Annotated in this window: 16 protein-coding genes; 11 read left to right on the top strand and 5 right to left on the bottom strand. The window is 59.5% G+C overall.

What is annotated here, in order from left to right; translation table 11 throughout:
* The first annotated feature begins 40 nt into the window (after positions 1–40).
* The gene (locus tag JL2886_RS11095; protein WP_065273653.1) at positions 41–478 is read left to right on the top strand and encodes an NUDIX hydrolase; all 438 of its coding nucleotides are present in this window, start codon (positions 41–43) and stop codon (positions 476–478) included.
* Positions 479–760: 282 nt separating this feature from the next.
* Here JL2886_RS11095 and JL2886_RS11090 read toward each other — a convergent pair whose 3' ends face one another.
* Positions 761–1,993: a PP2C family protein-serine/threonine phosphatase gene (locus JL2886_RS11090; RefSeq protein ID WP_420480628.1), complete on the bottom strand. Its 1,233-nt coding sequence runs from the start codon at positions 1,991–1,993 to the stop codon at positions 761–763.
* A gap of 215 nt (positions 1,994–2,208) precedes the next feature.
* Between JL2886_RS11090 and JL2886_RS11085 the strand changes: the two genes are divergently transcribed.
* Complete coding sequence (locus JL2886_RS11085) at positions 2,209–2,532, top strand: Hpt domain-containing protein (protein WP_065272056.1); 324 nt, start codon at positions 2,209–2,211, stop codon at positions 2,530–2,532.
* A 58-nt stretch (positions 2,533–2,590) separates the two neighbouring features.
* Here the strand turns inward: JL2886_RS11085 and ilvA are convergent, their stop codons facing one another.
* Entirely contained in the window at positions 2,591–3,829 is a 1,239-nt protein-coding gene (gene ilvA, locus JL2886_RS11080; protein ID WP_065272055.1) for a threonine ammonia-lyase IlvA, read from the bottom strand.
* 70 nt (positions 3,830–3,899) lie between these two features.
* Positions 3,900–4,658 (bottom strand): hypothetical protein, encoded by a 759-nt coding sequence (locus tag JL2886_RS11075; protein WP_133245355.1) that lies wholly within the window; start codon positions 4,656–4,658, stop codon positions 3,900–3,902.
* A 137-nt stretch (positions 4,659–4,795) separates the two neighbouring features.
* Between JL2886_RS11075 and JL2886_RS11070 the strand changes: the two genes are divergently transcribed.
* From JL2886_RS11070 to JL2886_RS11060, 3 genes are all read left to right on the top strand, one after another.
* The gene (locus tag JL2886_RS11070) at positions 4,796–6,022 is read left to right on the top strand and encodes an argininosuccinate synthase (protein WP_065272053.1); all 1,227 of its coding nucleotides are present in this window, start codon (positions 4,796–4,798) and stop codon (positions 6,020–6,022) included.
* Positions 6,019–6,483: a DUF1810 domain-containing protein gene (locus tag JL2886_RS11065; RefSeq protein WP_065272052.1), complete on the top strand. Its 465-nt coding sequence runs from the start codon at positions 6,019–6,021 to the stop codon at positions 6,481–6,483. Before JL2886_RS11070 ends, JL2886_RS11065 begins: the two co-directional genes overlap by 4 nt.
* Positions 6,484–6,563: 80 nt before the next feature.
* A complete protein-coding gene (locus tag JL2886_RS11060) occupies positions 6,564–6,848 on the top strand; it encodes an SCP2 sterol-binding domain-containing protein (RefSeq protein WP_065272051.1) in 285 nt (94 codons plus the stop codon).
* 22 nt (positions 6,849–6,870) lie between these two features.
* Here the strand turns inward: JL2886_RS11060 and JL2886_RS11055 are convergent, their stop codons facing one another.
* The gene (locus tag JL2886_RS11055) at positions 6,871–7,584 is read right to left on the bottom strand and encodes a branched-chain amino acid aminotransferase (RefSeq protein ID WP_065272050.1); all 714 of its coding nucleotides are present in this window, start codon (positions 7,582–7,584) and stop codon (positions 6,871–6,873) included.
* Positions 7,584–8,492 (bottom strand): D-amino acid aminotransferase, encoded by a 909-nt coding sequence (locus JL2886_RS11050; RefSeq protein WP_065272049.1) that lies wholly within the window; start codon positions 8,490–8,492, stop codon positions 7,584–7,586. Before JL2886_RS11050 ends, JL2886_RS11055 begins: the two co-directional genes overlap by 1 nt.
* 141 nt (positions 8,493–8,633) lie before the next feature.
* Between JL2886_RS11050 and msrA the strand changes: the two genes are divergently transcribed.
* The 6 genes from msrA (at position 8,634) to JL2886_RS11020 (ending at position 14,889) form a co-directional block, all read left to right on the top strand.
* On the top strand, positions 8,634–9,299 hold the full coding sequence (gene msrA / locus JL2886_RS11045; protein WP_065273652.1) for a peptide-methionine (S)-S-oxide reductase MsrA: 666 nt from the start codon (positions 8,634–8,636) through the stop codon (positions 9,297–9,299).
* A 222-nt stretch (positions 9,300–9,521) separates the two neighbouring features.
* Positions 9,522–10,298: a substrate-binding periplasmic protein gene (locus JL2886_RS11040; RefSeq protein WP_082996063.1), complete on the top strand. Its 777-nt coding sequence runs from the start codon at positions 9,522–9,524 to the stop codon at positions 10,296–10,298.
* A 154-nt stretch (positions 10,299–10,452) separates the two neighbouring features.
* Positions 10,453–12,672, top strand: a complete 2,220-nt coding sequence (locus JL2886_RS11035) for a putative bifunctional diguanylate cyclase/phosphodiesterase (RefSeq protein ID WP_165832671.1) — start codon at positions 10,453–10,455, stop codon at positions 12,670–12,672.
* 261 nt (positions 12,673–12,933) lie between these two features.
* The gene (locus JL2886_RS11030; protein ID WP_237028360.1) at positions 12,934–13,719 is read left to right on the top strand and encodes an energy-coupling factor ABC transporter ATP-binding protein; all 786 of its coding nucleotides are present in this window, start codon (positions 12,934–12,936) and stop codon (positions 13,717–13,719) included.
* A complete protein-coding gene (locus JL2886_RS11025) occupies positions 13,694–14,293 on the top strand; it encodes an energy-coupling factor transporter transmembrane component T family protein (protein WP_065272046.1) in 600 nt (199 codons plus the stop codon). Before JL2886_RS11030 ends, JL2886_RS11025 begins: the two co-directional genes overlap by 26 nt.
* 47 nt (positions 14,294–14,340) lie before the next feature.
* The gene (locus tag JL2886_RS11020) at positions 14,341–14,889 is read left to right on the top strand and encodes a biotin transporter BioY (RefSeq protein ID WP_065272045.1); all 549 of its coding nucleotides are present in this window, start codon (positions 14,341–14,343) and stop codon (positions 14,887–14,889) included.
* The last annotated feature ends 93 nt before the right edge of the window (positions 14,890–14,982 follow it).

Raw genomic sequence — 14,982 nt, 5'->3', positions numbered from 1 at the left:
CCTATATAGGGTTTTGCCATTCGGAGTGAAGGGGGCGCATGTGATCAGACGTTTTGGAAAGCCGCCCGAAGCGGGGCGAAGCTACAGGCTGCGGCCCGGAATCTATGCGCTGCTTCCGCGCGACGGGCAATTGCTGCTGACCTGCCAGATGGATCCGGGGCCGGACATCCAGCTGCCCGGAGGCGGCATTGACCCCGGCGAATCGCCCCTGCCCGCGCTTCATCGGGAGGTTTATGAGGAAACCGGATGGAGTATCGCCGCGCCACGTCGCCTTGGTGCATTCCGGCGGTTCGTCTTCATGCCGGAATACCATCTCTGGGCGGAGAAACTCTGCCATATCTATATGGCCCGGCCCCTGCAGCGCTTGGGCCCTCCGCTGGAGCCCGGCCACGAGGCGCTGTGGATGCCCGCTGATGAAGCCGTTACGCACCTCGGCAACCCCGGGGATCGCCATTTTGCCGCCCGGTTCTGCCCGTAGGGGAAATGTGGACCGTCCACCACACAACATAGCCCCGGGGGCACTCCCGCGCGTGACTTGAACGGCCCACTGGGCCTTCGGTCCCCCTTGGGCATGGCAGCGCGCAAGCGCGCTGCGGTGGGATTCCATAGGGTTGGTTGTGTATATGAGTGGCGTTAGAAGCGTGACCGCTGCACGCCCTGGCGTGCAGCCCGGCCCAACAAGAGCCGATGATCGTTGATCATCAGGCGATTGGCGGGAGAGCCCTGCCGAAACGATCCCGGTGCAGGGATACGGTCCGGATTACGGTCCTTCGTATTCGAACAGGGTGGCGGAAACGTCATCCTCCAGCCCGTGCTCTGGCGACAGGATCTGGGTCAGGTTCCAGTAGAGATCGTCCAGGAACTCCTTGCCGGACTGGCTGCTGTCGCATTTGCGGATCAGTTCGAGCAGCCCCTCGGCCTCCAGCATCTCACCGGATTCCAGGCGCGCTTCGGTAAAACCATCGGAGTAAAGCAGCAGCCGGTCGCCCTTTTCCATCACTATCTCTTCCTGGCTGTAGCCGATATCCGGCACCAGACCGACGGGGACCCCGCCTTTGCCGATGAATTCAGCGGTTCCATCCTTGCGCAGCAGCAAGGGGTGCGGATGCCCGGCCTGCACCATCTTCAGCACGCCGCTGCGCAGATCGACGATGCAATAGGCCATGGTGAAGTATTCTTCGATGCCGGTATCCGCGATCAGGCGGGCGTTCAGCATGCTGGCCACCTCTTCCGGCTGCCGCAGCGCATAGAATCGGTTGAACCGCTTTTCCATGCCGACGTTCTGGTCGAAATAGGTCGAAGACAGGTAGCCACCCAGTCGTGCGGTCATCATCGCCGAGGTGATCCCGTGGCCCGATACATCGATGGAATAGAAGCCGATTCGGTTGACGCCCGGACAAAACATGCCCACCAAATCGCCACCGATATGGCCACAAGGCTTCAAAAGCAGGCTGACGGTCGAGGAGCCAAACGACTTGGACAGCTCCGGCACCAGTGATTCCTGAATCTTGCGCGCCTGAATCAGATCCTTGTCGATCGCGTCATAAACTCGCTGCAACTCACCCAGGGTTTCCGAGACGATCCGGTTCTTCTCGGACAGCTCACGCTGCATCCGCAGGATCCGTTCTCCGGCCGAAATCCGCGCCCGCAGCTCATCCGAGCTGACCGGTTTGGTGAGGAAATCATCAGCCCCTGCATCCAGGCCTTCGGCAACTTCGTTCTTTTCACTCTTGGAGGTCAGAAGGATGAAATAGCTATATTTATCAGTGCCCTGAGCCCGAAATTCACGGCAGAACTCGATACCGTTCATGCCAGGCATCATCCAGTCGCTGAGGATAAGATCCGGCGGATCGTTCCGGCAGATTTCCATCGCCTGTTCGCCGCCCTCGGCTTCCAGAACGTCAAAACCCCATTTCTTCAGAGACGCGACAAGAATCCGGCGCTGCAGCCGACTATCATCGACAACCAGCACACGGTTGATCGATCCGCTCATAGCGTCTTCCTCATGGTCCACGGGACTGTCTGGCAGCAACTAACGACACCTCAATACACTAGCAAGGAATTTGCCCACAATAGCGGGCATTATCCAGCCAGTTCTTTAACAGGTTATGAAGCGGAAAGATTGAACTCACCACCTGCTTTCACTTTAAATTTACCCGTGGGACGTTATGAAATACTTACCAGGAAACAAGAAGCAGGACTTGGATTATGATTAACTGGCCTCGCGTCAAGGAACTTCGCCAGGAAGTAGGGGAAGAGGACTTCGATGAGGTTGTGGAGCTCTTCCTGGAGGAGGTAGAGGGCGTGATCAGCAAACTTCGCACTGGAGATCGCGGCGCCTTGGAGCAGGACCTTCATTTCCTCAAAGGCAGCGCAATGAATCTGGGTTTTGATGCCTTCTCTGACCTCTGTCTTGCCGGGGAGCGCCAATCGGCAAGCGGCGCCGCCGGATCGGTCGATCTGGACGCGGTGATCTCTGCCTATGAGAAATCCAAGACGCAGTTTCTGGCAGAGCTGCCCAACCTGAGTTGACCGACTGTCGTCCTCAGCTACCGGTCTGAGCGTACCCCCTCTGCCTGAGAAGAACCTTTCAGATCAGAAACTGCGCCAGCGTTTCGTCATTGGTGATATCGGTATAGGTCATGCCTGCCTCATCAAGGCGGGCAAAAAGCGCGGCAAAATTCTCCGGGCGCTTGGTTTCGATCCCGATCAGAACCGAGCCGAAGTTGCGCGCCGATTTCTTCAGATACTCGAACCGCGCAATATCATCCTCGGGGCCAAGGATGTTGAGGAACTCCTTCAGCGCGCCGGGCCGCTGCGGCAGACGCAACAGGAAGTATTTCTTGATGCCCGAATAGCGCAGGGCACGTTCCTTGACCTCTGGCAGACGTTCGAAATCGAAATTCCCGCCCGAGGTGACACACACGACGCTTTTACCGCGAATCCAGGAGCGCACATCGTTCAGCGCCTCGACCGACAGCGCGCCAGCGGGTTCCAGCACGATGCCTTCGACATTCAGCATCTCGATGATGGTGGTGCAGATCCGGTCCTCTGAAATGGCGATCACATCCGGCAGCGGGATGTGTTTCAGAAGGTCAAAGGGCTGCGCCCCGATGGTGCCCACCGCGGCGCCATCGACAAAAGTATCCACCTTGTCCAGCGCCACCGGATGTCCTGCCGTCAGCGCCGCGCGCAGGCAGGCCCCGCCTGTGGGTTCCGCAAAGAGGCAATGCACCGCATCGCCAAAAAAGGTCGCAACGCCCGAGGACATGCCACCCCCGCCCACTGGCAAAATCACATGGTCGGGGATCCCGCCAAGCTGCTCTTCGATTTCCACCGCGATCGAGGCCTGACCTTCGATCACATCGCTGTCGTCAAAGGGCGACAGGAAATGCCCACCCTCCCGCGCGCACCACTCTTGTGCAGCAGACAGCGTGTCGTCGAAATAGTCGCCGATCAGGTGCACCTCGATATTGTCACCGCCGAACATGCGGGTCTTCTGGATCTTTTGCTGCGGCGTTGTCACCGGCATGAAGATCACCCCGCGCTTGCCCAGATGCCGACACATGAAGGCAACGCCCTGCGCGTGATTGCCGGCCGAGGCGCAGACAAAGAGATCCTGATCGGGCTGCTTGCGCATGGCGTTGAGCGCGCCGCGGATCTTGTAGGAGCGGACCGGGCTCAGATCCTCACGCTTGAGGTAGATATCCGCCCCGAAGCGTTCGGACAGGTGAACATTGCGCTGCAGGGGCGTTGCGGGAAACACCTCGCGCATGGCCGCCTCGGCGGCGCGGGCGGCATCTTTGAACCGGGTCTGAAAATCGCTCATACCCTTTCAGTGGCGCAAGCCCGCCCCCAAGGCAAGGGGCAGGCGCAAAGCATGCAAAAGAATACCGATATCAGATCGAACGCTTTTCCTCGTAGTAACCGTAAAGCGTGGTCAGGATGCTGATATTGAGCAGGCTCAGCACAGCGGAAAAGCCGAGTTGAACAACGTTCATCAGCCACGGAACCGAAGACAGACCAAGCAGTATCACCGCTGCAACTGCATTTGCCAAAAAGATGAAAAAACCCACAGCAAGGAAAGTCGGCCACTGCCCCTGTGTCGCGCGCAACGCATCGCTTAGCCCAAAGGACGCACCGATTGCCGCCGCAGGCAGGACAAGCACCATTCGACCGACAAACACAGAAACGGCAACAAGACAGACTACCATCAGGACTGCACCAATCACGCCCCCGGCCTGCACGATGGCTGAGCCGATGAAAGCAACCGGAAGCATGCAGACCATCGATACAAGCATCAACTGAAGGCTGCGCAGCAGGTACATAACGATGTTTGAAGGGTTGAGCCGTGGTATCCACCCTTTAGGCATCTCTTCGAGCAGCACATAGCGGTGCCAGGCTACAATGCCCCACATGCTGATCAGCGCGACGACCAGCGAGAGCAAAAAGAATTTTAGGAACATACCCGGCCCAACCATACCGATTGGAACTGACGCTCCATTTCCATGCATCGTCAGTTCGCTTGCCATCTGACCGACCATCGCGAATATGACCAATGCGATGAGAACCAAGGGCACAAGAAAGATCTGCACCGCTTGTTGAAAGTTCCTGCTTATCATTTCGATTGAATGCGAAAATATCTTCCAGCCGGTCACGGGAAATGTCTCCTGAAAATAATCGTTCCGGCATTCATGCACGTATTGCGCGCAGCAAGACAAGGAAAACCCGGCGAACCTTGCCCTTCTCTGCAAAACCCGCTACCCCGCAAACGTTCTGATCAAGAGGAAAACCCATGTCCGCGCCCAAAAAAGTTGTGCTGGCCTACTCTGGCGGCCTTGATACGTCGATCATCCTGAAATGGCTGCAGACCGAATATGGCTGCGAGGTGGTGACCTTTACCGCCGATCTGGGCCAGGGCGAAGAGCTGGAGCCCGCCCGCAAAAAGGCCGAGATGCTGGGCATCAAGCCGGAAAACATCTACATCGAAGACGTCCGCGAAGAGTTCGTGAAAGACTTCGTCTTCCCGATGTTCCGTGGCAATGCGCTCTATGAGGGCGAGTACCTGCTGGGCACCTCCATCGCACGTCCGCTGATCTCCAAACGTCTGGTGGAAATCGCCGCTGAAACCGGAGCCGATGCCGTGGCCCATGGCGCCACCGGCAAGGGCAACGACCAGGTGCGCTTTGAACTGGCCGCCTATGCGCTGAACCCCGACATCAAGGTGATCGCCCCCTGGCGGGAATGGGACCTGACCTCGCGCACGCGCCTCTTGGAATTCGCCGAGAAGAACCAGATTCCGATCGCCAAGGACAAGCGCGGCGAAGCGCCCTTCTCGGTCGATGCGAACCTGCTGCACACCTCTTCCGAGGGCAAAGTGCTGGAAGATCCCGCCGAGCAGGCCCCCGATTACGTCTACCAGCGCACCGTGAACCCCGAGGATGCACCGGATACGCCGGAAATCATCACCATCGGTTTCGAGCAGGGCGATGCGGTTTCGATCAACGGCGAGGCGATGAGCCCGGCCACCATCCTGACCGCGCTGAACGAATATGGCCGCAAGCATGGCATTGGCCGTCTGGATTTTGTGGAAAACCGCTTTGTCGGCATGAAATCCCGCGGCATCTACGAGACCCCCGGCGGCACCATCCTGCTGCAGGCGCACCGCGGTATCGAGCAGATCACCCTCGACAGTGGCGCAGGCCACCTGAAGGATTCGATCATGCCCCGCTATGCCGAGCTGATCTACAACGGCTTCTGGTACAGCCCCGAGCGTGAAATGCTGCAGGCCCTGATCGACAAGAGCCAGGAGCATGTCACCGGCACCGTGACCCTGAAACTCTACAAAGGGTCAGTCTTTGTGGTGGCGCGTGATTCCGAGCATTCGCTCTATTCCGAGGCCCACGTGACCTTTGAAGAAGACGCCGGCGCCTACAATCAGGAAGACGCGGCAGGCTTTATCCAGCTGAACGCCCTGCGCCTGAAACTTCTGGCCGCACGCGACCGTCGGCTGAAAAAATGAGTGACGACTACGACATAGACGGCGATTTCGAGGACGATTTCGAAGAAGAGCTGGAAATGTTCGTCGAAGCCCAGGACACGGTCTGGTCCGATGTCCTGAGCGAACTTTCTGTGGGTAAAAAGACGAGCCACTGGATGTGGTTCGTCTTCCCGCAACTGGCCGAGCTTGGCAAATCCCACATGGCACAGCTTTACGGGATCGAGGATCTGGCCGAGGCCAAGGCCTATCTTGGCCACGAGGTGCTCAGCGCCCGTCTGGTCGAGGTGTCCCGCCTGATGCTGTCGCACGCAGATCAGGACGCCGCCGAGATCCTCGGCAAGGTCGACGCCAAGAAACTGCGCTCTTCCATGACGCTGTTTGCCGCCGTGCCGGATGCACCGGGCGAATTCAAACAGGTTCTTGATGAATTTTACAGCGGCAGCCCCTGTCCGCTGACGATCGAGGCACTGGCAAGCGCCTGAGGCTCGCCTCCCGCTTGGTCATGCTTGCCCAGCACAAATCCCTTGCCTAACGCTCACGTCAGGCAAGAGGAGATTCCCTGATGGCACTTCACGACATCGCCGCCGGTATCCAGTCCGGCCTGTCCGACAAAAGCTTTGACGGCTCGCTGAAATTCGACTGCGGCGAGGAGGGCGTCATCGTTCTGGCCGATGGCACCGCGACCACTGAAGACAGCGACACCGACTGCACCCTGCGCCTGTCGGAAGAAAATCTGAAAAAGCTGCTGACCGGCAAGCTGAACCCAATGACCGCCGTGATGATGGGCAAGATCAAGATCACCGGCGACATGGGCGTGGCGATGAAACTGGGCAAGCTGATCGGCTGACCAGCCTGCCCGTGAAGCGGCCTTAGATCTTCACCGCCTTCAACTGCTCGTAATAGGGCATCGCCTCCTCCAGCACTGGTTGCAGGTGTTCGGGCACCTCGGGCAGATCGCCTTCGGGACCGGCAAAACCGGTAGAGGTCCAGACCGCGCCATACCAGACCTCGGCCCAGACGCCATCGTCCTTGTGGCCGCCTTTGGGCCAGCTCAGCATCTTGGGCGAATAGGCAAGGCCGATGGCATCGCACATCTGTTCCAGCTTGGCTGCGGGGTCCTGGCGGATGTCATAGCTGTCCACTACCACTGGTGCCTGTCCCCAGCTGCGACAGAGATCATACAGCTCGGCCTGCTGACGAAAGCCGATATCGTCCAGGTTGGGGTTCTCGCGTTTCGCCGCATAAGAGGCGATGACCCGCGCCGGGTGACGGATCAGGAAGACATTGGTCACCTCCCGCATCCAGTCGCGCGGCATGCCGGGGATCATGTGCTGGCTCATATGCTTTTGATAATAAACCGGTTTTGCAGCCGGAATATCGCCGATCAGCATATCGGCCACCGCCTGTGGATCCTGGCTCTGGCTGTCCATGATCTCTTCGCGCATGGGATGATCGAGGCCCGTCATCTTCAGATAGGCGGCGTAAAAGGGTTCATCGACCACCGCGCAATCGCCACGGTTGCCAAAGGAATACATCATCGCCGTCGACAGGTTCCGCGGCCCTGACCACATTGCAATCCGCATCAGGCGCACTCCTGCTCGATCAGACCCTTGTAGAGCGCCCTGATCCGTTTGGTCACCGGACCCATTTCGCCCGTGCCGATCTGGCGTCCGTCGATATCGCCCACCGGGGTCTGCGCGCCGAATGTGCCGGTCAGAAACGCCTCATCGGCGCCATAGGTGTCGACCAGCGAATAGTTGCGTTCATGCACGGGGATGTCATTGGCGCGACACAGGTCGATCACCTTTTGCCGGGTGATGCCGTTCATGCAGTAATCCCCGGTCGAGGTCCAAACCTCGCCACCGCGCACGATGAAGAAGTTGCAGGCGTTGGTGGTGTTCACAAAGCCGTTCACATCCAGCATCAGCCCTTCGTCCGCGCCTGCCTTTTCGGCGGCGATGCAGGCCAGGATACAGTTTAGTTTGGAATGAGAGTTCAGCTTGGGGTCCTGGCTCATCGGCAGGCCGCGAATATGGGGCACGGTCGCGAGCCGGATCGGGCGCGGCAGATGCGGGCGCGAATGCTCCATGATGATGACCATGGTCGGCCCCTGCTGCGACAGGCTGGGGTGCTGGAAGGGCCGCGTTTTCGGGCCGCGCGTCACCATCAGCCGGGCATGGGCATCCGTGGTCATGCCGTTAGCCTTTTGCGTGTCCAGCACCGCTTGTTTCACACCCTCCGGGGTCAGGCCGATATCCAGATCTATGGCCTTGGCCGCCTCGAACAGACGGTTCAGGTGTTCGTCGATGAAGGCCCAGGTGCCGTTGTAAAGGCGCAGCCCTTCCCAAACGCCGTCCCCCAGCATGAAACCGCTGTCATAGACGCTGACGGTGGCCTCGGCCTTGGGCACGATCTTCCCGTTCAGATAGATGAGGATCTCTTCGTTGCGCTGATCTTCTTCAGCCTGATGGGTACTCATTTTTTCAGTCATAGGACCCTCCTTTTGCGGCACGCTAGCCAGATTGGATCCAATTTCCAAGCGATAACTTGCGCTCACCAGTGCGTGACATTTGATGACATGGGTTGAGCGCAGGCGCGCCCGGCGGCAGGGTTTCAAAAAACGGAGGCGATGATGAAGACATTGCATCACATCAAACAGGTTTCCCTGGCCATCCTGATCCTGGCTGCGGGCCTGTTGCGCGGATATGAAGCCCATGCGGCCGAGCAGGAAACGCTGACCGTTGCGGGCGGCTGTTTCTGGTGCGTCGAGAGCGATTTTGAATCGGTTCCCGGCGTCTCCGAGGCCGTTTCTGGCTACACCGGCGGCACCACCAAGAACCCCACCTACAAGGAGGTCGGCCGTGGCGGCACCGGTCATTACGAGGCGGTGCAGATCACCTTTGACCCGGCCAAGGTAAGTCGCGCGCATCTGCTGGATCTGTTTTTTCGCTCCGTCGACCCTACCGATCCGGGCGGCCAATTCTGCGATCGCGGCGAAAGCTACCGTACCGCCGTTTTCGTGTCCTCCGACGCGGAAAAAACAACCGCAGACCAGGCAAAGGCCAAGGCGCAGGCAGAGCTGGGGCAGACCATCGTCACGCCAGTCCTGCCAGCCGGTCCCTTTTACCGGGCCGAGGATTACCATCAGGATTACTACAAGGGCGACAATCTGGTCTTTACCCGCTTTGGCCCCAAGAGACAGTCCAGCGCCTATAAACGCTACCGTGAGGCCTGCGGCCGCGATGCCCGGGTGCGGCAGCTGTGGGGGGATGCAGCGCCCTTTGCCAACGCTCACTAGGCGAAACACCACTGGCCCAAACCTTATTGGAGCAGTTCCCGCACGCTAAGGCGCATTGCCCGCCTGCCTGAGGGCAAGATCGCGCGCGGTGTTTATTAAATTTCTCTCTATAAAACGACCGAAAATTACGGTGGTTTTGCGTTTTGCCGGGCAGGTACTGAGATTCATTTAACCCGTCTCGCGCAGTCTGACTGTTACTTGTTTTTAGGAGGTAACAGTCGCATGCGGAGTGTCCGTCCCATCCGTGCCAGATCAGCGATGAATGTTCTGGCTGCACTGTTGTTGCTAGGGACGCCTGTCAGCGCGGATGTCATTGACCTGCGCGCTGACGCCTGGTGTCCATTCAACTGTGATCCGGCCAGCGACCAGCCGGGGTATATGGTGGAAGTGGCGCAAGAGGCGCTGGCGCTTTTTGGGCACGAGGTACGTTATACGTCGATGACCTGGAGCCGCAGCCTGTCGCAGGCTCTCAGCGGCGACATTACCGGTGTCATCGGCACCGATCAGGAAGAATCGCCTGATCTGATCCTTGGCCCGCCCATGGGCAACTATCAGGAGGCTGTCGTGTTCCGCGCCGGGGAAGCCCGGTCAATCGCGACCGCTGAAGATCTGGAAGGTATCCGGATCGGGGCAATCCTGGACTATGAGTACAACACCGTGATCGCCGCCTATGTTGCAGAGAACGCCAGAAACCCCGAGCGGGTTCAGATGATCGGCGGCGATGATGCCCTGAAACGAAATCTGCAAAAGCTGAAGGCCGGGCGGATCGACATGGCAATCGATGAACGTTCGGTTGTGACCTACATGATCGATCAGCTGGGATTGCAGGACGATTTGCAAGTCGCGAACTATGGCGAGGCGACGGAGCTTCACATCGGTTTCTCCCCGGCGCTGGAGGCATCTGCGCTTTATGCGCAGCAGCTGACAGAAGGGGTAGCGCAGCTCAAGGCATCTGGGCGCTACGGTGAGATCCTGAAACGCTATGGACTGACTGAGTAATTCTGCCATGAATGTTGTCGGCCCCAAAACCCTTCGCACCCGCATTCTGTTGGGCGTCCTGATCCCAGTTTTTCTAATCCTGGCGGCAGGTCTGACCTACGAATCCTATGATCACAGAGCGCATCTGATAGAGGGTCAGCACCAGCAAGGGGACATGGTCGCCCGATTGACGGCAACGACCGTGACGCAGGCTCTGTGGGATTTCGACATTGTTCAGGTGGAACAATCGCTGCAACAGATCGTGGCCCTTGGCCAGGTCGCAAGTGTTGAAATTATTGGTCTGGCTGGCGAGCAGATCGCGGCCGCTACCGCACCGGGATTCACCCCGAGTGAAGGGGATTTCATCACCACACATGTGATCGAGTATGTTCTGGGTGACCAACACGAAGAGCTGGGAGAATTACGGCTGACTCTCCCAGTGGAACACGTCACTGGTCCCTTGATGGACACGACGGTTCAGCATGCTGCGGTCTCGGTACTTATCTTTGCCCTGCTGGCCGTCAGCGTGTTTCTTGTCCTGACGCGGATTTCGCAGCCGCTGACCAAGATCGGCACAGCGATCGACGATATTTACAATGGCCGGTTTGACACGGCGGTTCCCTATCAGTCCCGTACTGATGAGATCGGCATGCTGGCACAGACGCTGGAGCAGATGCGCCGCAATGAGGTCGAAATGGCAGACCTGCGCGCCCACACGACCGAAGCAAGCAGGCGCGAAAGAAAACGTATTTACCGCGCCCTGAAATCCACCCGCGATGGCGTGATCCTGACGGATGAAACGGGTCACGTGGTGTTCTCCAACGCCAACGCCAGCATCTTCTTTGCCGATGCGCGGGACGGGGAAAAACTGAACTTCCGCTCCTGGTTGCCGCAGGACGTGGCCGAACAGATCGAAGAACGCGTCGCCGCCAATCAGGATTTTGCCGCCGAGGCAAGCGTCACCCATTTCAACAGCGGTGAAGAGCTGAACCTGTTGGTGCGGGGCGGTCCGATCCGGGACGAAGAGGGCCTGTATTTGGGCACACTGCTGCTGGCCACCGATCACAGCGATCAGGCACGTCAGGCCGCGCGCGTCAAATTCATGGCGGAACATGACAGCCTGACCGGCCTGCCGAACCGGCGCCTGCTAGAGCACACCCTCGGCAACTGGCTCAATCAGGGGGAACAGGTATCGATCCTGCTGGCGGATCTGGATCATTTCAAGATGATCAACGACACGCTTGGCCATCCCACCGGTGACGCCCTGCTAAAGGTCGTGGGTGAAAAATTCCTGGGCAACTGCGGGAAAAACGCCTTGGCAGCGCGGCTTGGCGGCGACGAGTTTGCGATCCTCGTCAAAGGCGCCGCAAGCGAGGAACGCCTGAACAGCATTGCCAACTCGCTGGTCTATGATCTGTCGAAACCGCTGACCATCGACGGCAACGTCCTGCACACCGGCATGAGTGCGGGAATCGCAACCCTGTCTGGTTCTGAGGCCGGATCCACCGATGGCATCCGCTGCGCTGATCTGGCGCTTTATGAGGCGAAAAAGGGCGGCCGTGGCCGGGTCGAGATTTTCCACAAGGATCTGGAAACCGTCATCAAACGCAAAACCCTTCTGGAGCGGGAATTGCGCGGCGCCCTCAACGAAGGCAGCATCCGCCCCGTCTTTCAGGTCCAGACCGACCTCAAGACAGGTCAGATCATCGGATTTGAAACCCTTGCACGCTGGCATCACCGGCATCTGGGCAGCATCTCTCCGGCGGAATTCATCCCTGTCGCCGAAGACAGCGGGCTGATCCGCGAGCTAACCTACCAGATCATGACCCATGCCTTCCGCGCCGCGGCACGCTGGCATGACATGGGCTGGACCGGCCGGGTGGCAGTTAATCTCTCACCCAAGCTGTTTGGCTCGCAAGTCGATGAATTCGTCAATGACTGCCTGTATGAAACCGGCTGCCCCGCCAGCGCGGTCGAGGCCGAAATCACCGAAACAGTTGTCCTGTCGAGCGGCCAGTCTGCGCTGAAAGAGATCGAAGCCCTGCAACGGCTGGGCGTGACCGTGGCACTTGACGATTTTGGCATGGGCTATTCCTCGCTCAGCTACCTGCAGAAATTCCCGGTGAACAAGATCAAGGTCGACGCGGCCTTTGTCTCCAAACTGCCTGATTCCGCCGAAACCCGGGCCATCGTCGTGGCCATCGCGGAACTGGGGCATGCCCTTGGCATGCATGTCACCGGCGAAGGCGCTGAGACCGAAGTGCACCGGCAGCTGCTTCGGGAATGCAAGGTCGATTATCTGCAAGGCTATTTCGATGGCCCGCCCATGGCCGAACGTGCTGCGACCGCTCGTCTCTTCCCTGGCGCCGGTCTGCACCTGCAAATGTCCAACTGACAAGCGCGCACCAAAATCCGCAGCAAAACCCCGGTCACGGGTTGGCTATTTCTGGCTCAATCTCACTGGCGCTGCCGCAACCCGGCACGCCGGTTCTGGTATTGCTTTGACACGGCGCAGGCTTTTGACCAGCCATCAGACCCCTCCCGGCCTCGATTTGGCTGATTTTCTTGCGGAAAACGTTGCCTGAAGCAAAAAAACCGGTATCACCTGCCGAACCGATTTCGCCACGCCATCATCGCCACAAAGGAGCCCCGCGTTTTGAAACCTGCTGCACCGGACCAGAGGCTGGACAGCGCAGGCGCACCCACTGCCGACTCTGCCCGGGCTGCCGTGGTGGATCTGCAGGCGGTGCATGTGATCGCAGGCGAAAAGACGCTGTTGCAGGACATCTCATTTCGCGCCGATGAAGCGCGGGTTGGAATCGTCGGGCGCAATGGATCAGGAAAAACCACTCTGTCGCGCGTCCTGGCCGGCCTGATCGCGCCAGATCAGGGAGAGGCCCGGGTCGACGGTATCGACCTGTCGCGCGACCGCAAGGCGGCGCTGGAGCTGGTGGGCGTGCTGTTCCAGAACCCAGACCGGCAGATCATTTTCCCCACGGTGGAAGAAGAGATCGGTTTCGGGCTGCGCCAGATGGGTCTGAGCAAATTCGACACCGCCGCAGAGGTGGCGCAAACCCTGGCCCGTTTCGGAAAATCGCAATGGGCAAAGGCGCCGACACATCTTCTGTCGCAGGGGCAAAAACAACTGCTGTGCCTGATGGCCATTCTCGCCATGAAACCGCGCATCATCCTGCTGGATGAACCCTTTGCCGGGCTGGATATCCCAACCCGCATGCAGTTGCAGCGCGCGCTGGATCAGGCCGAAACACAGCTTTTCCACGTCTCGCACGACCCGCAACACCTTGAACACTATGACCGTATCCTGTGGATTGAGGGCGGCAGGCTGCGCGCCGACGGACCGGCCGCAGACGTCCTGCCGGAATTCACCAGACAGATGACCAAATGGGGGGCAAGCGATGATCTCTCTGACCTCGCCAGTTGAAACCTGGGCACACCGGTGGCCTGCGGGGCTAAAGCTGGCCATCCTTTGCGCCACAACGGTGGTTCTGTTCTCCCTGAAAACACCAGCGGCGCAGGGTGGCGCGCTGGCGCTGACGCTGGGTCTCTACCTCAGCGCCGGACGCGTCTTTGCCACCAGTGGTCTGAGGACCTTGCGCATTCTCTGGCCCTTCTTCCTGGTCATCGCGCTGTGGCATCTGATCGAAGGCACACCGGCAACCGGGATGACCATCGCGCTGCGGCTGACCACCGCCGTAGCACTGGCGAATTTTGTCACCATGACCACCCGGCTCACTGATATGGTCGGGGTTGCCGCATGGCTGTTGACGCCGTTTCGCCGGATTGGCCTCAGCACCCGGACGCTTGAAACCGCAATCGCGCTGGTGATCCGCTTTGGCCCGCTGCTGGCACATCGCGGCGCGGATTTGGCCGAGGCCTGGCGCGCAAGATCACCGCGCCGCCCGTCGTGGCGTATTGCGCTGCCGATGACCATTCTGGCGCTGGATGACGCCGACCACGTTGCCGAGGCGCTGAAGGCGCGCGGCGGCGTTCAATAATCTTAGGCCCGGCTGCGCAGCGGGGCATGCACAAGGATCGAAATCACATGGAACGTTCTATCGCTTACATCGCTCTTTTTGCGGCACTGATCGCCGCATTGGGGCTGATCCCGCAGATCACCCTTGCCTTTGGCGTGCCCGTTTCGGCCCAGAGCCTCGGTATCATGCTCTGCGGCACGGTACTGGGCGCCCGGCGCGGGTTGCTGGCCGTTCTGCTGTTCCTGCTTCTCGTCGCTCTTGGCCTGCCTCTGCTGTCCGGCGGGCGCGGTGGGCTCAGCGTCTTTTCCTCGCCCACAGCTGGCTTCCTTGTTGGCTTCCCGATTGCGGCCTTTGTCACCGGCCTGATCATGGAGCGGATGCGGGGTATTCCGCTGGTGGCGACGGCGATCATCGCCGCAATGCTGGGCGGGATCGTCGTGCTCTATCTGTTTGGTGTGGCCGGAATGGCCATCACCCTCGACAAGTCCTTTCCCGACGCTGCAGCCCTGGTCCTGATCTTCATTCCGGGCGACATCCTGAAGGCCGTGGTTGCCGGGTTGCTGACCGCCGGACTGGCGCGAGCGCGCCCCGGCAGCCTGCTATCGCGCAACAGCTAAGGTCCGACCCAAAGCCTCGGACATTCTGATATACACCGCAACGGAGCAGGCCCCATGCCTGCTCCGTTGATCAGATCGCCACGCCAGTCTGAT

It is taken from the genome of Phaeobacter gallaeciensis, assembly GCF_001678945.1.
GTDB classification, from domain to species: Bacteria; Pseudomonadota; Alphaproteobacteria; order Rhodobacterales; family Rhodobacteraceae; genus Phycobacter; species Phycobacter gallaeciensis_A.
The sequence above is the reverse complement of the archived record's forward strand: the minus strand, read 5'-3'. Positions and strand labels throughout refer to the sequence as shown.